This is a genomic window from Stomatobaculum longum, from assembly GCA_000242235.1.
Classification (GTDB): domain Bacteria; phylum Bacillota; class Clostridia; order Lachnospirales; family Lachnospiraceae; genus Moryella; species Moryella longum.
In genome coordinates, this window is sequence record JH590862.1 from 572,788 (window position 1) to 591,487 (window position 18,700).

The following is an 18,700-nucleotide window of genomic DNA, read 5'->3' on the forward strand; positions in this document are numbered from 1 at the left end:
TCCCATATCGAGATGAAGATTTCCTTCCATCCGTTGGTATTACCTGTTGTCCTGCCTTCAAAATCTGTGGACGCTTTCCCGCAATATCAAACTTTGGAGCGGTGATTATCCTCTTTTGTCTTATCACCCCCCATGTCAGGATGGAACTTTCCGCCTGCGTCTGTGACCGGATTTGCAACTGTTTTTGCGCCACCGTCGGATCCGGACTTATTCTTCCTGCATTCGATACAAGGTCCGTCACAAAAAAGACAACCAGCCTGTTTCAAGAAATTCCCCTCCGGCCATACTGTTTCCGGGAAGATGTATGCAGAGAAAAGCCTTGCATCCCCCGGGTCGGAATGAAACTCTCCGCCTTTTCTACGGCGAGAGCTTTTATATGTCTCCGCAACGCATATGGTAATCTCAGTTTCCGAGCTCCGCATTGATAAACTGCTGGGCCGTACGTCCCGACACCCCGCCGTGCCGCAATTCAAACTGGTCTGCGCGCCGCAGCAGCTCTTCCTCCGCAAGCGTTATGCCGTGGCGCTCGGCGAGCGCCAGTACAATCTCGTGATAGGCCCGGCGCGCCGGTTTGTAGTACCCGATCGAGAGACCGAAGCGGTTCGCGAGCGAGAGCTTTTCCTCCATCGTGTCGGAGTGATGAATGTCCGCATCCTGCTCCACATCATTCCGGTCTCTCCAGCTCTCCCGGATCAAATGTCGCCGGTTCGAAGTCGCGTAAATCAACACATTGTCCGGACGGGTCTCTACGCCGCCTTCAATGACTGCCTTTAAGAACTTATACTCCGACTCATTTTCCTCGAAAGACAGATCATCCATATAGATGATGAAGCGATAATTTCTGTTCTTGATTTCCGCGAGCACCTCGGAGAGCCGCCGGAACTGATACTTGTAGATCTCTATCATGCGGAGACCGTCTTTGTAATACTCGTTCACAACCGCCTTGATGCTCGTCGACTTTCCCGTGCCGCTGTCGCCGTAAAGCAGCACATTGTTGGCTCTCTGCCCGCGAAGAAAAGCTTCCGTATTTTTCCGGAGCTCTTCCTTCTGCGTCTCGTAGCCGATCAGATCCGAGAATTGCACGGCATCCATGTTGCGGATGGCCTTTAATAAGGTCCCCTTCGTCTCATCGTCTTCGAGACGGAAAGCTGCGTTGAGGCCGAACTTACCCACGCCGTAGGCGCGGTAAAAATCACTCATCGTCGCAAAAAAGGCGGCGTCGCTCTCCGCAGCCGCAAGCTTCCGGCTCAGCACCTTCACCTTCTCACTGACCGCCCGATAACAGCGCACGGCAGGCTTCGGCAAAGCCCGATAGTTTGTCAGCACCGAGAAACAGTTCATGCCGAGTGCGGTCTCGAGCGGCTGAAAGTCATAGTAAAACAGCGCGCGAAAAATATGAAAATCCTGCTCCACAAAGGTATTCACACTGCCCTTGCCCGCGCCGGTCTTCTCCGCCGTCAGTGTAAACGGATTTTCATCCATCATGAGCAGATAACTCAAATAATTTTGCCACAGATTCTCGTCGAAGCCATATTCCGTCGCAAGTTCCAACAGTTCCCGCACGGCGCGATAAGCGCGCTGTCTGTGTTCCGCAGTCAAGGTCTCCCCCCGTTTCCGCTCCCCCTCCAGCGCAGCGAGCGTCGCGAGCACTCCCTGCTCCGCCGTCTTGCCGTACATCAATAAATTCGAGACCAATACGTCCATCGCAATCCTCCTTTTGTTTCCGCTCAGTATACCGCCGAAACTTTCGCTTGGAAAGAGCGCCCACACGTGTATAATAGTGGAGAAGATATGTAGAGTTTGCTGTGCCGCACATAGCGCACACGGAAAGAAAAGAGGACAAAACCATGGCATGTTGGGGATTTCACGCATTGGAATCGGATGAGGGGCTGCTGCTCCTGGATCGCATCGGCGAAAAGCTCGCCGCAGGAAAGCAGAGCCTGAAACTCGCAGATATCATCGCGCTGCTCCGCAGTGAAAAGCTGCTTGACCCGGAAGGCGCTGCGAACACCGAGGACTACGACCTCGCGGTACTCGCACTCTCGGAGTTTTACGACAGAATGCAGGGCGAAAAAGACCTGTCCGCGCTGAAAAACAGCCGCCACGCGCTCGCGGGGCTCGAAGCACTCGAGGCAGTCAGCGCCGACCCCGAGAGCCTCGCCTTTTTACATCGCCGTCTGCAGGAAATTCAGGACGACATTGACAGCTGCGAGCGGAGTTATGCCACTTTCTGGCTGGAGGCCGCCGACTATTACGACTGGGTCTCCTATGTCGATCGTCTGGTCGAAGCCATAGGACGCGAAAAGGCAGCCTGTTCTGCCGCCAACGCCTGAAAACACGAAACCGCGGGATGCAAGACAGCATTCCGCGGTTTTCTTTTCGTCCGAAGCAACAAAAAAAGCCCTATCCCAGCAGCTCGCAGTCTGCCAAGTCAGGACTTCTCGTGCGCCTTCAGGGACTCGAACCCTGGACAAATAGATTAAGAGTCTACTGCTCTACCAACTGAGCTAAAGGCGCTTTTGTTTGTGTCGCATCTCCGTGACACAAACAGTATTCTACTTGCTATCAGTCTTTCTGTCAACAAGTTTTTTTATTTTTTTCGCGTCGCAATCAGCCGGGAAATCTTCTGCCCCCGCGCGGAAAATTTCTCCTCATACTCGGTCATCACATTCTCCTCCGCGAGCACATCCCGGTGCAGGTCTCGCGTCACATCTTGTAACACCCATCCCGCCGCCGGAATCTCTTCGAGCGACCACTCGAACAGGCCGTCATTGTCGGTCTTAAACCAAAGCTCTCCCTCGGGTGCCAGCACCGCATCGTAGAGTTTCAGAAATTCCGAGGAAGTCAGACGACGCATCGCGTGTCCAGCCTTCGGCCAGGGATCGGAGAAATTCAGGTAAATGCGCGCAACTTCGCCGGGCGCAAAAATTTCGGTGAGGCGCTTTGCATCCTCCCAGAGAAAATAGAGATTCTCTCTCTCTCTTTTCCCCTGCTCTCTTTCTTCCCGCTCCTTCCGCTCAATGGCCTTTTGCAGCACGGAAGCGTAACGCTCCAGTCCGAGGAAATTCCGCTCCGGTTCTCTGGCCGAGAGCTCACGCAAAAACCGGCCCTTTCCCATGCCGATTTCCAGCGCAAGCGGCGCCTCCTTCCGGAAAAATGTGCTCCAGTTTCCTCTGTATCGCTCGGGCGCATTGACGACCGAAGCCGCCTCCCGTACAAAGTCTTCACTACCGGGAATGTGTCTAAGCCGCATTGATTCTGTCTCCAATCTTTTTATTCTGAGAAAGCAAAGCCCCCGTCCCGCGCCTCCGTGCGCAGGCCGTAAAAGCAGCGTGCAATCCTGATAAAGTCCAGATAGTCCGAGCAGCCCGCCGTCTCATAGGGCGAATGCATCGCAAGCTGTGCGAGGCCGATGTCGACTGTGGCCAGCGCAACCTGATTGCCCGAGATATTGCCGAGCGTAGAGCCCCCCGCAACATCCGAGCGGTTGTGGAAGTGTTGCAACGAAACCCCCGCCTTGGCCGCGAGATAGCGGAACACCGCATCGCTTACCGCATCGGTCGTATAATGCTGGTTCGCGCTGTGCTTCACCACGACACCGCTGTTCATATAAACGCGATTGCTCGGATCGTGCTTATCCGCATAATTCGGATGCACGGCATGTGCGTTGTCCGCCGAAATCATAAAACTGTTTGCGATTGCGCGGAGATAATCCGCCCGGCTCTTTCCCTGTTCGAGGAAGAGGCGCAGCAGCACATCCGTCAGGAAGGTAGACGCCGCGCCCTGCTTGGTGCCGCTTCCGACCTCCTCATTGTCAAACAGCGCAAAAACCGGTGTCCCCAGGCTCTCTTCAGCTGCGAGAAAGCCTTCCATGGAAGCCGCGGCGCACTCGAGGTCATCGAGCCGCGGTGCCGAGAAGTAGCAATCTCCCTCGCCCCAGACCGTCCCCGGCATGCGATTATAGAGAAACAAATCCGCGCCGACAATCTGTTCCGGTCGTACACCGGCTTCCTCCGCAATGCAGTCCATAAATTTCTTTTTTGAGTTGCCGTCGCGCCAGAGCGGCAACATGTCGCGCTGTGCATTGTACTCATATCCCTTGTTGGCCTCGTGGTTCATGTGAATCGCCAGATTCGGAATCATCAGGAGATCGCGGTCAATGCAGACCAGCTCCGTCCGGATCTCATTTCCCTGCTGCACGGCAATGCGGCCCGCGACCGAAAGCGGCCGGTCAAACCAGGGTGCGCAGAGCATGCCGCCGTAGCGCTCCACATTCAATTTGACATAGTGCCCTTCGACTTCCATATCCGGATTCTCTTTGATTTTAAAAGAAGGAGAATCGCTGTGACTCGCAATAATCTGGAAGCTGTCCGTCTCGCCCGCGGGAAGCCGGAACGCAATCAGTGCCGAGCCGTTTCTTGTCGTAAAATACTTGCCGCTCCGGCAAAGCGTCCAGGGCTCTGCTTCTCTCAACTCCGTATATTCTGCCGCCAGCAGGCGGCGTTTCAGCGCCGCCACGGCCTGAAATGCCGTGGGGCTCTCCTGAATCAATCCTAACAATGCTTCGATTTCACGCTTCATTCTTCTCTCTCCTCTTATATCGCAAACGTTGTCACAAAGCCTGTATCTTCTCTATCATACCATCTCTCACGCAAATAAGGTGCAAAGCTGTCTTTTTTCCTGTATAATACAGATAAGTTCAACAAAGGAGGCCGGCATGGCAGATAGAAGAACTGTTCGGGAACTCATTGAAGAAGGGCTCAGTACAACAGAGAGCCTGATTTCCCAAAAGGACTATACCCAAGCAATGATTTGTTCACGCCAAACTCTGGAATTCCTGGTTCGGAGTCTTTGCCGTCGCAACAATATTTCGGATAGCGATCCCGAGCAGATGGTTGAGAGTCTTTATCTTGGTGGCATTATTTCCAAAGAAGTCTGCGGTGAGTTTTTCAAAATTTATAAATTCGGTGAACTGGCTGCCGTTCAAGGCTACAATGATACCTTCAGTGCAAACGAATCTTATCGGCTTCTGAGTCAGGCAGTCTACGCCTATCAGCAGATGCTCCAGTCACAGACCATGCATCGCAACGGCAGCCCGGCACGGCGTAGCGCTCGCCGAAAGGTATCCGGCGGCACACTCAATCAACTGCCGCCCTATGTAAAGTTCGGTCTCCCGCTGGTAATTCTTCTGTTTCTGATTTTCCTCGTGCGGAGTTTTGCTGGACATCGCAAGGCTTCGGAGCCCGTTACCACAACGGAAGCCGTGAGCAGCGAGAGCAGCGCAGCAGCGGAACTCACCACGGAGGCCGAGACCACCAGTGCTGTCGCACCGTCCGCAATCACTGTCTATACAACCAGCTCTTCGCTGAATGTGCGTGAGACGCCCTCTACCGGCGGCAAGTTGCTCACGACCTTGCCGGCCGGCACTGTCCTCGACTTCGTCGAAAAATACAATGACCAGTGGACGGTCATCAATTACAACGGCACCCACGCCTATGTGGCAAGCCAGTATGTGACTGCCTCCGAGGTCAACCCGGCTGAGCGCGGCAGCGCTTCCGCAACCAAGAGCTCCTCGCAGAGCAGTGCCGCCGAAACCGAACCCGCCCTCGGCAGCACCGCTTCCGGCACCACCGCGGCAAATGAAACCAGTGCGCAAAAAGCGCAGAGCAGTGCCGCAAAGAGCAGCACGACAAAAAGCAGTACCGAAAAAAGCAGCGCAGCAAAAAGTAGCACTGCCAAGAGCAGCACAACCAAACGCAGTTCCCGCTAAGTAAACGTGTTTGTACGTTCAAAATGCCATCCCGCGCTTACGCAGAGATGGCATTTTCCTTTTAAGGACCTTGGTTCAGACGAAAGTAGGTACCGGACAGAGAGGAGGTCTGATTGACTACCGTTTTTTCACATATCAAAGCCCGCGCACTCGCGCTGTTTCTTGCATGTTGTATTTGCTTTACTGCTCTGCAGCCTTCCGAGAGTTTTGCCGAGCCCGCCTGGCCGCAGGATGTCCTGATTGAAGCGGAAGGCGGCATTCTGGTGGATGCCGATTCCGGCACTGTCCTCTACGGAAAGAATATTCACCAGCGCTACTATCCCGCGAGCATCACAAAAATCCTGACTGCCCTCATTGTCATTGAGCGCTGCAAACTGGATGATACCATCACCTTCTCCTATGACGCAGTTCACAATGTCGAGAGCGGTTCTACCAGCGCAGGTTACGGCGTCGGCGACAAAATCACCGTCCGCGAGGCACTCTACGCGCTCCTGCTCCGCTCGGCCAACGAAGTGGCCAACGCGCTCGCCGAGCACTGCGCGGGAAGTCGCGAGGCCTTTGCCCGCCTGATGAATGAGAAGGCGGCCTCTCTCGGCTGTAAAGAATCACACTTTACGAATCCATCCGGCCTGAATGACGAAAATCATTACACGACTGCCTATGACTATTCTCTGATTGCGATGGCAGCGTTCAAAAATCCGACTTTTGTCGAGTTTGACTCAACCACGTATTACGAACTTCCACCGAACAGCGCAAACGCCGAACCCTTTACCATCTACTGCGGACACAAAATGTTAAAGAAGAGTTCGGGTCTCTATTATTCCGGCATCATCGGCGGCAAGACAGGCTATACCATGACTGCCGGCAACACGCTCGTGACCTGTGCCGAGCGCGACAATCTAAAGCTGATTACCGTAATTCTGAACGGTCATCTCACACATTACAGTGACACAAAAAAACTCCTGGACTTCGGCTTTGCTAATTTTAAAGCCGTCAATCCGGAGGGCACCGATAATCACTATGAAAAACCGCAGACCGATCTCGATCTTGTCGGCCGCCACAAGACCTTGCTCTCCCTGTCGGGCGGCAAGACCATAACACTCCCGAAGACCGCGCAGCTCTCGGATACGACCAGCACGCTGAGCTATGAACTCCCGTCCGACGCACCCGAGAATGCCGTCGCACAAATCCGCTATCTCTACGGAGAGCGGACCGTCGGCTCTGTCTGGCTCTGCGCCACCCTGCCGGACTCCGGCAATAAAGTCTCGACTTCCTCCAATGCCAAGGCACTCCGTCGACTGCGCTATCGTCTCACGAGTCTGCCGCTCCCGCTCGCAGCGGCCATCGGCGGTCTTGTTCTCCTGCTCCTGCTTCTTCTCTTTGCCCTGCGCCGGCACAGACGGCAGCGAGCGGCCGCAGACCTCGCCTTTTCTCGCAGCATGAACCGCGTCGCAGACCGTGAGAGTTTCAACGGACCAAAGGAGCTCTCGGACAGTGCTTCGTCTTTAGACCGCTATCTCGGTAACAGTTCGCTCCCCCGCCGCAGACGCAGACCCGGCTTTTTCTCCCGGCTCTTCCGGCGCCGCTAAGGATTCCGCCTGTGCGGCAGTTTGCGGTTCTTGAGATTCTGCTTTTCCCGAAGAGTCTGTTGCAGTTGCGCGATTCGCTCTGCCGTCTCCTGATTCACAAACTTGGTCGTCTTGATACAATACACCTGCATTCCCTCTGCCCGTCGTATTTTAAGCTTTCCGCGGAGCAAACCGTGTTCCGGGCAGACGGCAATGCAATAATAACTGCGCTGGTTCGCCGAAAACCAGCGCAGCTTTTTTTTCAGCATGCGATGGCAGCGGTAGCAGAGCATGTCGGTAACTGTCTTGTCATGGATCGCGCTGTCCCGGTCCGGGAAAATTCGCGACACATACTTGGCATAGTCCGGGAAATCGATATAGAGCTCCTCATCCTCGTTCGCAGGCAAATGATAGTAATCGAGGGAGCGGTATACCTTCAACGCCTCAAAGGGAAGCTGCTGAAGCACCTTCGCCGTATAGCGCGCATCCTCAATTGCGCGATGGAAGGCTCCTTCCTCCTCAAGTCCCAACGCCTCCACAGCTGTCGCGAGCGCCGTTGCCTTTTTTTCTGCATCCGGAAAACATCTTCCGTACAGCTTTTGCACATCGTAGTAGAAAAGCGGATAGGAAAAGGGATTCCGGATATGGAAAAAATGTAAATTGCGCTGTAACTCCAAAAGGTCCATGTTACCCCAGCTGCAAAAGATGACTTCTTCGCCGCTGTCCATCCCGCACCAGTGAAAAAATTCTCGCATCACCTGCGCAAATGCCTTGCCCTCTTTTTGAAGCTGCCCGGTCTGGATATTTGTGAGCGCGCGCACACGGTAATCCAGCTTCTTATAAATAAAAGGGCGCACGAAGCGAGAGAACTCAGAGACTGTCTCCAGGTTCTCGTCCAGCTTCACTGCGCCCACCTCTATAATCTCAGAGGGAAGGTCAGGTAACTTCCCGACCTTCCCTCTGGGGCTTTGATTCCATTCCAAATCAAAAACAATATAGCTTATTGCCATGAATTAAATTTCTCCGCTGCCCACCATTTCCTCGACACTCTCAATCATGTCCTCCGGAAGCTCCTCGTACTGCTCTAAAATCTTCCGCTGCATTCTGTCGCGCGTCGTCGAATTGATAGGATGCGCAATGTCCCTGTATCCGCCGTCTCTGGAAAGACGACTCGGCATTGCAATAAATAGGCCCCGATCCCCCTGTATCACCTTGATGTCGTGAATCACAAACTCGTTGTCTAGTGTGATGGATGCCACTGCCTTCATAGATCCGGCCTTTTGAATCTTTCTGATACGAACATCTGTAATCTGCATAGCGCCTCCTCCGATACAGCATGGATGTGGATGGCGATAGGGTGATCAACCCGGGCTCCCCTGACACTGAACTCAGATCACATACCGCTCATTCTTCTCGATAACGATTTTTACCTCCTCCGGTGTCCCGATATGTCTCGTATTTGCCCGGAGCGTATCCCGACTCTCTACGATGCAATTTTCAATCACTGTGTCATTTCCAATGTAGACATCGTTCAAAATCACGGAATTGCGAATCACGCAATTTTGACCGACAAACACCTTCCGAAACAGCACGGAATTCTCAACCCGCCCGTTCAGAATACAACCGCTTGAAACGAGCGAATTTCTGACCTCCGCGCCCGGATTGTACTTTGCGGGCGGTAAATCGTCAACCTTGGTATAAACCTCCGGATAGGTTCTGAAAAAATACTCCCGGATGTCCCGCCGCAGGAAATCCATATTTGTCTTGAAATACGACTCCACGCTTGCGATGTTGCTCCAATAGGAATCCAGTTTGTAGGCATAAATGCGTTTTAAATTCTTGTACCGCACCAGGATGTCACGAACAAAGTCATAGCGGTCTTCCGCTGCGCATTTCTCGATGAACTCAATCAGCTGTCTTCTGCGGACAATGTAGATGCCGCAGGAGATCATCTTGGATTCCGCAACCATGGGTTTTTCATCGAACTGCGTAATCCGGTTGTCCCCGTTCGTCTCCACGACACCGAATCTCGTGAGATCTTCCAGCGCCGACGCCTCTTTGCAGACCACAGTGATGTCTGCTTTCTTCTCAATATGATACTCGAGCACCTTGTTATAATCCAGCTTATACACACAGTCACCCGAAGCAATGACCACATAGGGCTCATGACAATTCTTCAGGAACTGCAGGTTCTGGTAGAGAGCATCCGCCGTGCCGCGATACCAGTCATTCGATGTCGCCGTAATCGTCGGTGTAAAAACGAACAGACCTCCCTGTTTTCTGCCGAAATCCCACCACTTTGAGGAACTGAGGTGCTCATTCAGAGAGCGCGAGTTGTACTGCGTGAAGACAGCTACGCGCTGTATATGAGAATTCGACATGTTGCTTAAAACAAAATCAATGCTTCGGTAGCTTCCTGCAATCGGCATCGCTGCGATGGCTCTTTTGTTGGATAACTCCCTCATGCGCTTCGAATTTCCGCCCGCTAATACGATTCCTATTGCTCTCATTTTAAGCCACCTGCCTTTATGATTGCGCCGCCGCTCTCCAGCATCCCGTTCGGATAGTCTGCTGCCACGGTCTCACCCCAAACTGCCGTATTCTTTCCAATCTTTACGTCACTCGGAATTACCGTATTTTCGCCGACCGTCACGAGATCGGAGTTGTAGACGCGCCGGTCATAACTACTCTCCCGGTATTCTCCCACCCCCAATTCGCTATTCTTGCCGACAACAACTTGTTCCGCCAAAATCGACTTTGTCACCTTTGCCCCTGTGCCAATCACCGATTCGCGCATGATAATGGAATCACGGACCACTGCGCCTTCTTCAATCACGACACCGGCGCCGATTACGGAGTGTTCCACCTGCCCGTAAATCTCGCAGCCCTCGCCAATTAAACTCGCCTCGATTTTTGCATGCTCTCCGAGATATTGCGGCGGAATAAAGTCGCTCTTCGTGAATATTCTCCAGTACTCCTCATAGAGGTTAAACTCCGGCACAATATCCACCAGCTCCATGTTGGCTTCCCAGTAAGAGGAGAGAGTCCCCACATCTTTCCAGTAGCCGTGAAATTCGTAAGCAAACAGGCGCTTTCCTTTGTCTCTGCAGTACGGAATCACATGCTTGCCAAAATCCAACTCCGGAACCTCTCGAAGTCGCAGCAGCGCTTCTTTCAAAACCGGCCAAGAGAAAATATAAATGCCCATAGATGCCAGATTGCTCTTGGGTTCTTTCGGTTTTTCTTCAAAATCAACAATCCGATTTGTTTCGTCCGTGATCATGACGCCAAAACGGCTGGCTTCTTCGATTGGCACAGGCATCACCGCCACGGTCAAATCCGCCCGGTTTGCCTTGTGAAAGTCGAGCATCACCTCGTAGTCCATCTTATAGATGTGGTCTCCGGAGAGAATCAAGACGTAATCCGGATGATACGAGTCGATGTACTCGATGTTCTGGTAGATTGCATTGGCCGTGCCGGAATACCAGTCACTGCCTTTTGCACTCTCATAGGGCGCGAGCAGCGTCACGCCGCCGACCGCGCGATCCAGATCCCACGGAATTCCGATTCCGATATGTGCATTGAGACGCAGGGGCTGGTACTGGGTCAATACGCCCACTGTGTCCACGCCGGAATTGATGCAATTGCTCAGAGGAAAGTCAATGATACGATACTTCCCGCCGAAGGAAACCGCAGGTTTTGCAACCGTCTGGGTCAGGACGCCCAAACGGCTTCCCTGACCACCCGCCAGCAACATGGCAACCATTTCTTTTTTAATCACGCTCTCACCTCGCAGTCAAGTGTATTACTACTTTATGAACCTTTATTATGTAAACGTCAATGATGTAAGAATCTGAACCGGTCCGCTTGCCTCCTGAGGGTAGGCACAGCTCTGCTCCCAGACAGCTATGCCACCATAGATAGTCTGCTGCCAGTTTCAGTATATCATAATTTTCGAAAACGTGTACAAAACGGGGGCAAAATTCTGCATGATTTTTGGGATTCTTCGCAGAATTTCACGTTTCGTCTTTTTCTGTGCCGGTCCGTCTTTGGCATATTTTGCAAGGATTTCTTTGCCCTCGAATTCTGTTTTCCCAGCTGATGTATGATATTTATTTTTCTCTACCGTATCTCGTAGTTTCACACATTTCCGTCTGCTCGCCCGACGGATTTCGCAGGTTATTTCGTTGCTCCTTCTGCCCTTTCTTCCCGGCTCATTTTCTTACTCGGTATCTCTTGGTTTTTTATCTTGCCCTGTCTTTTTTCGTAGTTTCCGCTGCCCTTACTCTTTGTCCCGCTTGCCACAGCCTCTCTGCCGATCTTCCCTGTCCTCCCCAAAAACCGCTTATAGCGCGGTCATGGCCGCTGTCTTTCACGGGCTGCGCTTTCTTTATTTCAGATTTCGCATTTTTTTGCACGCCGCGGCAGTGTCTCATCCCATCTATTCCGTCTAGCCTTCTCTTTTCCCTCTCCGACCGCCGTACTGTTATCATGACGCTGTGATTTATACCTGTCGGAAAGGGCTCTTTTCCTCCCGCCTCTGCCTTTTATTTTTGTCCAAAGTGCGCTAAAATAGAAGAGTTATAAGCTCGGGTTCTCCCTGTTCCCGGCAATATCTTTGAGAGAAAGAGGAATAAGCGAATGAAGCTCACAACAGTCAAACAGATATGGGAAAATCGCGAAGCGTATTTAGATCGAGAAATCGACTTAGGCGGCTGGGTGCGCTCGAATCGCGATTCCAAGTCCTTCGGCTTTTTGACCATCAGCGACGGCAGCTTTTTTGAACCCCTGCAGGTTGTCTACCATGACAGTCTGTCGAATTTCCAGACCATTCGGAAAATCAATGTCGGCGCCGCACTCATCATCCGCGGCACCCTCGTCGCAACGCCGGATGCAAAACAGCCCTTTGAGATTCAGGCCAGCGAAATCTCCGTCGAAGGCGATTCCGCACCGGACTATCCGCTCCAGAAGAAGCGCCATTCTCCGGAATTTTTGCGCACCATTTTGCACCTGCGCCCCCGCACAAATCTGTTCCAGGCAGCTTTCCGCGTGCGCTCTGTCATTGCGTTTGCAATTCACCGCTTCTTCCAGGAGAGAAATTTTGTCTATGTCCACACGCCGCTCATCACTTCGAGCGATGCCGAGGGTGCCGGTGAAATGTTCCGCGTGACCACGCTCGACCCGAACGATATTCCGCGCACGCCCGATGGCTTAGTTGACTACCGCGCGGACTTCTTCGGCAAGGAGACCAATCTCACAGTCAGCGGCCAGCTGGACGGAGAAGCATTTGCGCAGGCCTTCCGCGATATTTATACCTTCGGTCCGACTTTTCGCGCCGAAAACTCCAACACGACCCGCCATGCCGCGGAGTTCTGGATGATAGAGCCGGAAATCTCCTTCGCGGATCTGAATGACGCAATGGCGCTCGCAGAGGACATGCTGAAATATATTATCCGCTATGTGCTGGAACACGCGCCGGAAGAGATGGAATTCCTGAACCGCTTTGTCGACACCGGTCTGCTTGAGCGCCTGAACCATGTGCTGAATTCCGAATTCGGACGCATCAGTTACACGGAAGCGGTCGATATTCTGATGCAGCACAATGACAGTTTCGACTACAAGGTCTCCTGGGGAACAGATCTCCAGACCGAACACGAGCGCTTCCTGACCGAGCAGGTCTTCAAGCGTCCGCTCTTCGTCACCGATTATCCGAAGGATATCAAGGCTTTCTATATGAAGTTAAACCCCGACGACAAGACAGTTGCCGCAATGGACTGCCTTGTCCCCGGCATTGGCGAGATTATCGGTGGCAGCCAGCGTGAAGATGACTACGATAAATTGCTCGCGCGCATACAGGAACTCCATATGGATGAAGAGAGTTACCGCTTCTACCTGGATCTCCGCAAATACGGCAGCAGCCGCCACGCAGGCTACGGCCTCGGCTTTGAGCGCTGCGTTATGTATCTGACCGGTATCCAGAACATCCGCGATGTTCTTCCCTTCCCCCGCACGGTTGGAAACTGCGAGCTGTAAGCCACAGTAATCTTTCCAATTTAACAAGGAGCTATCTCATGAAGTTTATTCACACAGGTGATCTCCACTACGGTATGAAACCGGATATCGGAAAACCTTGGAGTGCGGAACGGGCGCAGGCTGTCAAAGATGCGCTTGCTTCGATTGTCCGGGCTGCGCGCGATGAGAAGGTAGATCTCCTTTTGATTGCGGGTGATTTGTTTCATCATCAGCCGCTTGTGCGTGACTTAAAGGAGATCAGCTACCTGTTCGCCTCGATTCCGAATGTTGCCATCGCTGTCATTGCGGGCAATCACGATCGCATTCGCGATAACTCCGCCGTACTCTCCTTTCCCTGGCCGAAAAATGTTTACTATTTCACCGAGAGTTCGCTGAGTTCCGTCTACCTCAGGCGCATCAATACCGAGGTCTATGGTTTTTCCTACCACACGCGCGAAATCCGAGATAATCTGCTCGAAGGAGTTGAGGCGCCCGAAAACGGTCGCATCCGTATTCTGCTCTGCCACGGCGGTGACGCGAAACATTTGCCGCTCGATGTCAAAGAACTCTCCGAAGCCGGTTTTTCCTATTGCGCGCTCGGACACATCCACAAGCCCGAAATCGCCGTTCCGGGCAAGGTCGCCTGGTGCGGCTCTCCCGAACCGCTCGACTTGACAGAGACCGGACCGCACGGTTATTTCCTCGGCGAGATCAACGACATCAGCCGCCAGATTACTTCTCTCGATTTCGTGCGACTTGCCAAGGTGCAATACACCTCGCTGATTGTACATGTGACGCCGGACTCCACCAATGCGGAACTCTTGATGACCCTGAGCGACGAGCTCGCACGGCGCGGCAGTCAGAATATTTATCGCCTGCAAATTAAGGGCCTCCGGGATCCGGATGTCGTGTTTGATCTCGACACACTGCGACAGCGCTTCCGCATTGCCGAGCTCTTCGATTACTCCGAACCCAAATATGATTTCTCACGCCTCTTCGCAGAGCATTCGTCGGATATGATCGGTTTCTTCATTCAGGAACTCGACAAACCCGATCTCAGCCTGCTCGACAAAAAGGCGCTCTACTACGGCGTCAGCGCCTTGCTGCATACGACAGAGGAAAGGGGACAAAAGACATGATTATCCGTGAACTCAACATACGCGGATTCGGTGCGCTGCAAAACCGGCGCTTTGTCTTCGGCGACCGCCTGAATATCCTCTATGGCGGAAATGAAGCCGGCAAATCGACCCTTCACCTCTTTCTCCGCGCCATGTTCTACGGACTCGAGCGGGCGCGCGGCCGTGCCGCCAAGACTGATGCCTACGCGCTCTACGAGCCCTGGTTCGGTGACGGCGCCTACGGCGGCAGCCTCCGTTTCGAAGAGGGCGGTAACTTGTACCGCATCGAGCGGGACTTCCGAAAAAGCCCGACCGACCTCAGCATCATCGATGAGAGTGCGGGGCTGCCGATTGAGGATCCGGAAATCTTTCTCCGCACCTGCCTCTGCGGTCTCAGCCAGACCGCTTACATGAACACCGTCAGCATACGCCAGCTCCGGAGTGCCACCGACGCGGGAATGACCCAGGAACTCAAAAACTATATCGCCAATATGAATGCAACCGGCGAGCACACGCTGAACATTGACCGCGCGACCGCCTATCTTCGCGACCAGCGCAAGGCCTTTGAGCAGCGCCTGGTTCCGGATGCCGCAAAGCACTACGCGGCGAATGTGTCCGAAATCCGGAAATTGGAAGAGCAAATTGCGGCGCCCGGTTACCGGAATACGCTCCAAAGCCTGAGCGCATCCAAGCAGGACAGTAAGACCATCCAGGAGACTTTGCTCGCTGAAAAGGAAAAGCGCATCCAAGCACTTGCTGCCAAACGGCAAATTCTGGAGGAGCGCGGATTCCGAAACCGCCGGGATTTACCGGACCTCCGAAACCGGCTCAACGCATGGCGACAGGAGAGAACTGCGCTCCGATCTAAGAGCAGCCTTCGCGCACAGCTGATTACGGCTTTTCTTTTGATTCCGCTCGCCCTATTGCTCTATTTCACCATGCGGCGTGTTGTGCCGGACAGTGCCAACAAATTGCAGGCGTTGCTCTGCATCACGGCGGTCGGCTGTATTGCCCTCGGTCTCTGCCTGTTTTTCTCCGTCCTGTGCGGAAACCGACGTAGGATGCGGTCTAACCGCAACATACGGCAGCTCATTCAGGCACATTTCCCGGAACTTCTTTTTGACAAAGAGCTTGCCCGCCGTCCGGTTTCCCTGGCCAAGGCCGGTAGCGAAAAAATTGACGAGCTCTTCTTGGTGCAGGATGAAATACAGCGCAGCGAATCCGATGTCTATGACATTGAAGAAAAGCTGCGCCTCCTGAAAACCCGGCAGGAGGAGACCGAGGCCTCCATGGCAAACCAACAAAAGAGCCAGTGGCTTCTGGAGCAACAGTTGCAGCACCTCTCGAGTTTAAAAGACGAAACCGCGGCACTGAAAAGTGTGGTTGCGGAAAATGATCGCCTGAATACAGAAATCGAGGCCATCAACATCGCCCTCGAGACTCTGGTCCGCCTTTCCGAGACCATCCACGATTCTTTCGGTCGCTACCTGAATCAATCGGCGTCACAGCTCATTTCCGGCATTACCGGCAATGTCTATGATTCTCTGTCTGTCGACCAGAATCTGAATGTGTTTCTAAACACCTCGCGAAAACTGATTCCGCTCGAGCAGGCGGGCGCAGGTACCGTTGACCAGGTCTATTTTGCTCTTCGTCTTGCCGCTGCCGATTTACTACAGTTCGGTGGCAATTCGCTCCCGCTTTTCCTGGACGACAGCTTTGCAAACTACGATGATCAGCGCCTCCGCACGGTTCTTCACTGGATGCTGGAGACCTATGCTTCGCGGCAGATATTGCTCTTCACGCCGCGTCTCCGGGAAGCGCAACTGCTCACCGCTTCCATGCTGCCGTTCCATCTCGTGGAACTCTGATGCGGCTACCTTTCCTCGAATGATACAGAAAACCCGACCCACGACTTTTGCGATTCCGCATAAGTCGTGGGTCGGGTTTATATTTTGACCGTTCGCAACTACGCTTACAAAAGACAATGCTTCCGGGGCGCCGGAACAAAGGCATGGGTCCCTATCCTGTCTATTGCTCCGGTTTCTTGTCCTCTGCCGCTTCTTTCCCCTCCTTCTCCGCCTTCCGCTCCTCGAACGGTTTCCACTCCGGATTAAACTTCCGTTTTCCTTCCTCGCGGTAGATCAGTAACTGTCGCAACAAGACCTTCAGCGCCCAGAGTGCCATACTGCAGACCAGAATTTCCATCACCGGAATTCCTCTGACCGGCACGCTCTTTCTGCCTTTCGCCTTCCCAGGAAGCAGACTTAGTTGTCCCACCGCCGGCGCTGCATTCCGCAACGCAACCTGCTGATTCACTGCCGTATCGCTTCCTGTCTCCAACAGCGCACTGCTCACAACAGTTTGCCTTTTTTCTTCCATGCCGCTGAGCTGATAGCGTCGCCTCGTAATGTGCTGTTCCGTACCGCGCTGCAAGGTCGCCGTCACCTCAAGCATGCCCGCATAGTGTTTTCCGTTTTCCGCTGCCTGACGTACACCTTTCGCTTGCAAGACATAATGCTCACCCGGTTTCACAGCACTGCTCCGCCAGTCAAACCGGCCGTCTGCTGTCAAAGCCTGTGCTTCTGTCACAGCACCCTCTCCCTGTCCTCTTGTGACAAACGCTTCTGTATATTGCACCTTCTGTGCTCCGATTCCTTCCGGCAATCGGATTTGCAACTCCAGTTCCGGAACTTCCGTCTCCGTCTGATTCTCTATCTCGCAGCGGACAGAAATATCCGTATTTCCGTCCATCAAAACTTCCGGTGAAATCTGCAATGTCTCCTCACTCTTGTTTTGCTCTGCCCACACCGGAGCCGTCGCAACAAGCAGTGTGGCTACAAGAAACACAAACATTTCTGTCCCTATACGAAGGACTCTTCCCACAAGCTGACGCATGACTCTCCTCCCCTTATTCACGGTTCTGCTTTAATATGCCTCTCCTGTGAGTTCCTCAGTGACATCCGTCACATCTTCCGTAAATTGATTTTGCTGAAAGGCATAGACCGCCCGGTTACCTGCCAAGTCCCGGACCTGCACCTGTAGCGGAAACTGTGTCTTGGAAACCGCAATGCAACCCTGCTCTCTGTCGATTCGAACTGTCTCTGCGCTGCCGTCTTCCCGCTGACAACGCAGAGTATCCCAATCGATACTTGCAGCCGCATCCTGAAAATACAAGTAAACCGTGTTATCCTGCTCCTGATAACCCGCATAGTTCGGAGCTTCGCGATCAATATTGGAAATCTCCACGACTTGCTCAATTGTGTGATTCGCAATATCCTTTGCCGTAATGATATAGGTTCCATTGGCATCGATATGTGCCTCATACACTTTTCCCTGCCTAGTCAACGGAATCTCCTGTTTGCCTAAGAGAGTCACTTTTTCGATGGGCGCTCCGCTGTCAACGCGAAAACGCACCAACTGTTCATTGACATAGCAATTGGTATCCCGATATTGCAGAGAAGAAATCTGTATCCCGCGCAATGCAACCGAACCGACCAGCCCTACTGAGAGCAAAACCATCGCTGTTTTACCTATGAATCCGACCGAGGCCGTTGCTACTTTTCCGCTCAAATTCCAGGACTCGAGCTGCGAAAGAAATGTATACAACGTAAAGGGACTGAAGCAGTACAGCCTTGTGCCGAGTCTCTTTTTCATTTTCTTCTTGGCTTCGGCGAGCCGGCTTTTGACGGTCCCGAGCGGCACATTCATGATGTCTGCGATCTCTGCCTCTCGAAGTCCCGCAAAAAACCGAAGTAACAGCGTGGCACGCAACGCCCAGGAGAGATGATCTGCCGCATCCATGATTACCTGGTTCTGCTCAGCTTGTTCAATCTGCCTTCCCTGATCTGAATCCGAAAATTTTTCCGTATTAAAATCTGACTCGAGCAGCGCATCCAGCGAAACCGTATTTTTTACTCCCGCATAGCGGGTTGAGACCATATAATCCAAGGTCTTGTGATATGCAATTCTATTGGACCAGCACTGAAAGCTCTCCGGATCCGTTAGTTCGCGAAGCTGATGAAAAATCTGCAAAAACACTTCCTGGGTGACATCCTCTGCCTCATGTCGGTCCCGAATCATCTTGTAAATAATATAATAAATCGGCCCATAGCAGAGCGAGTAAATCCCGTCAAATGCCCTTTTATCCCCTTTTTGATACGCTGCAATCAGTTCCGTTACACGTTGCCTGCGCTCGCGATTTGCCTTCTCCATCTTGTCCTTCATCCTGTCTC

15 protein-coding genes and 1 tRNA gene are annotated in these 18,700 nt (G+C 53.0%); 6 read left to right on the forward strand and 10 right to left on the reverse strand.

From position 1 onward, the window contains the following. Positions 1-402 precede the first annotated feature (402 nt). Positions 403-1,704: an ATP-binding protein gene (locus tag HMPREF9623_RS05615; protein ID WP_009532934.1), complete on the reverse strand. Its 1,302-nt coding sequence runs from the start codon at positions 1,702-1,704 to the stop codon at positions 403-405. Positions 1,705-1,847: 143 nt separating this feature from the next. Here HMPREF9623_RS05615 and HMPREF9623_RS05620 point away from each other — a divergent pair, with 143 nt between their 5' ends. Then, a complete protein-coding gene (locus tag HMPREF9623_RS05620) occupies positions 1,848-2,333 on the forward strand; it encodes a hypothetical protein (protein ID WP_009532935.1) in 486 nt (161 codons plus the stop codon). 111 nt (positions 2,334-2,444) lie between these two features. Here the strand turns inward: HMPREF9623_RS05620 and HMPREF9623_RS05625 are convergent. The 3 genes from HMPREF9623_RS05625 to HMPREF9623_RS05635 all read right to left on the reverse strand — a co-directional run bounded on the left by HMPREF9623_RS05625 (position 2,445) and on the right by HMPREF9623_RS05635 (position 4,581). Beyond that, a tRNA-Lys gene (locus HMPREF9623_RS05625) sits at positions 2,445-2,517 on the reverse strand. Positions 2,518-2,590: 73 nt separating this feature from the next. Further along, positions 2,591-3,253: a tRNA (guanosine(46)-N7)-methyltransferase TrmB gene (trmB, locus tag HMPREF9623_RS05630; protein WP_009532936.1), complete on the reverse strand. Its 663-nt coding sequence runs from the start codon at positions 3,251-3,253 to the stop codon at positions 2,591-2,593. 20 nt (positions 3,254-3,273) lie between these two features. Next, positions 3,274-4,581 (reverse strand): M18 family aminopeptidase, encoded by a 1,308-nt coding sequence (locus HMPREF9623_RS05635; protein ID WP_009532937.1) that lies wholly within the window; start codon positions 4,579-4,581, stop codon positions 3,274-3,276. Positions 4,582-4,717: 136 nt separating this feature from the next. On the opposite strand from HMPREF9623_RS05635, the gene HMPREF9623_RS10875 reads away from it, so the two are divergent. Continuing rightward, complete coding sequence (locus HMPREF9623_RS10875) at positions 4,718-5,770, forward strand: SH3 domain-containing protein (RefSeq protein WP_009532938.1); 1,053 nt, start codon at positions 4,718-4,720, stop codon at positions 5,768-5,770. 113 nt (positions 5,771-5,883) lie between these two features. Next, the gene (locus tag HMPREF9623_RS05645) at positions 5,884-7,359 is read left to right on the forward strand and encodes a D-alanyl-D-alanine carboxypeptidase family protein (protein ID WP_009532939.1); all 1,476 of its coding nucleotides are present in this window, start codon (positions 5,884-5,886) and stop codon (positions 7,357-7,359) included. Here HMPREF9623_RS05645 and HMPREF9623_RS05650 read toward each other — a convergent pair. From HMPREF9623_RS05650 to HMPREF9623_RS05665, 4 genes are all read right to left on the reverse strand, one after another. Next, positions 7,356-8,348, reverse strand: a complete 993-nt coding sequence (locus HMPREF9623_RS05650) for a 3'-5' exonuclease (protein ID WP_009532940.1) — start codon at positions 8,346-8,348, stop codon at positions 7,356-7,358. The genes HMPREF9623_RS05645 and HMPREF9623_RS05650 overlap by 4 nt on opposite strands. A 3-nt stretch (positions 8,349-8,351) precedes the next feature. Then, complete coding sequence (gene spoVG, locus HMPREF9623_RS05655) at positions 8,352-8,654, reverse strand: septation regulator SpoVG (RefSeq protein ID WP_009532941.1); 303 nt, start codon at positions 8,652-8,654, stop codon at positions 8,352-8,354. A gap of 72 nt (positions 8,655-8,726) precedes the next feature. After that, a complete protein-coding gene (gene glgD, locus HMPREF9623_RS05660) occupies positions 8,727-9,848 on the reverse strand; it encodes a glucose-1-phosphate adenylyltransferase subunit GlgD (protein WP_009532942.1) in 1,122 nt (373 codons plus the stop codon). Next, complete coding sequence (locus HMPREF9623_RS05665; protein WP_009532943.1) at positions 9,845-11,119, reverse strand: glucose-1-phosphate adenylyltransferase; 1,275 nt, start codon at positions 11,117-11,119, stop codon at positions 9,845-9,847. The genes glgD and HMPREF9623_RS05665 overlap by 4 nt, the downstream gene beginning before the upstream one ends. Before the next feature lie 860 nt (positions 11,120-11,979). On the opposite strand from HMPREF9623_RS05665, the gene asnS reads away from it, so the two are divergent. The 3 genes from asnS to HMPREF9623_RS05685 are packed head-to-tail and all read left to right on the forward strand — an operon-like array spanning position 11,980 to position 16,336. Then, the gene (asnS, locus tag HMPREF9623_RS05675) at positions 11,980-13,371 is read left to right on the forward strand and encodes an asparagine--tRNA ligase (RefSeq protein ID WP_009532944.1); all 1,392 of its coding nucleotides are present in this window, start codon (positions 11,980-11,982) and stop codon (positions 13,369-13,371) included. Positions 13,372-13,409: 38 nt separating this feature from the next. Next, a complete protein-coding gene (locus tag HMPREF9623_RS05680) occupies positions 13,410-14,489 on the forward strand; it encodes a metallophosphoesterase family protein (RefSeq protein WP_009532945.1) in 1,080 nt (359 codons plus the stop codon). Then, positions 14,486-16,336: an ATP-binding protein gene (locus HMPREF9623_RS05685; protein WP_009532946.1), complete on the forward strand. Its 1,851-nt coding sequence runs from the start codon at positions 14,486-14,488 to the stop codon at positions 16,334-16,336. The genes HMPREF9623_RS05680 and HMPREF9623_RS05685 overlap by 4 nt, the downstream gene beginning before the upstream one ends. Before the next feature lie 160 nt (positions 16,337-16,496). Here the strand turns inward: HMPREF9623_RS05685 and HMPREF9623_RS05690 are convergent, their stop codons facing one another. Continuing rightward, a complete protein-coding gene (locus HMPREF9623_RS05690) occupies positions 16,497-17,219 on the reverse strand; it encodes a hypothetical protein (RefSeq protein ID WP_154646121.1) in 723 nt (240 codons plus the stop codon). 174 nt (positions 17,220-17,393) lie between these two features. Then, positions 17,394-18,692, reverse strand: a complete 1,299-nt coding sequence (locus tag HMPREF9623_RS10880; RefSeq protein ID WP_009532948.1) for an RNA polymerase sigma factor — start codon at positions 18,690-18,692, stop codon at positions 17,394-17,396. Between the last annotated feature and the right edge of the window lie 8 nt (positions 18,693-18,700).

Bases quoted from the DNA above. Each gene is read 5' to 3' on its own strand.
- HMPREF9623_RS05685 (WP_009532946.1), top strand. From the start codon at position 14,486: ATGATTATCCGTGAACTCAACATACGCGGATTCGGTGCGCTGCAAAAC.
- HMPREF9623_RS05635 (WP_009532937.1), bottom strand. From the start codon at position 4,581: ATGAAGCGTGAAATCGAAGCATTGTTAGGATTGATTCAGGAGAGCCCC.
- HMPREF9623_RS05680 (WP_009532945.1), top strand. From the start codon at position 13,410: ATGAAGTTTATTCACACAGGTGATCTCCACTACGGTATGAAACCGGAT.
- HMPREF9623_RS05690 (WP_154646121.1), bottom strand. From the start codon at position 17,219: ATGGACGGAAATACGGATATTTCTGTCCGCTGCGAGATAGAGAATCAG.
- glgD (WP_009532942.1), bottom strand. From the start codon at position 9,848: ATGAGAGCAATAGGAATCGTATTAGCGGGCGGAAATTCGAAGCGCATG.
- HMPREF9623_RS05650 (WP_009532940.1), bottom strand. From the start codon at position 8,348: ATGGCAATAAGCTATATTGTTTTTGATTTGGAATGGAATCAAAGCCCC.
- asnS (WP_009532944.1), top strand. From the start codon at position 11,980: ATGAAGCTCACAACAGTCAAACAGATATGGGAAAATCGCGAAGCGTAT.
- HMPREF9623_RS10880 (WP_009532948.1), bottom strand. From the start codon at position 18,692: ATGAAGGACAAGATGGAGAAGGCAAATCGCGAGCGCAGGCAACGTGTA.
- spoVG (WP_009532941.1), bottom strand. From the start codon at position 8,654: ATGCAGATTACAGATGTTCGTATCAGAAAGATTCAAAAGGCCGGATCT.
- HMPREF9623_RS05620 (WP_009532935.1), top strand. From the start codon at position 1,848: ATGGCATGTTGGGGATTTCACGCATTGGAATCGGATGAGGGGCTGCTG.
- HMPREF9623_RS10875 (WP_009532938.1), top strand. From the start codon at position 4,718: ATGGCAGATAGAAGAACTGTTCGGGAACTCATTGAAGAAGGGCTCAGT.
- trmB (WP_009532936.1), bottom strand. From the start codon at position 3,253: ATGCGGCTTAGACACATTCCCGGTAGTGAAGACTTTGTACGGGAGGCG.
- HMPREF9623_RS05615 (WP_009532934.1), bottom strand. From the start codon at position 1,704: ATGGACGTATTGGTCTCGAATTTATTGATGTACGGCAAGACGGCGGAG.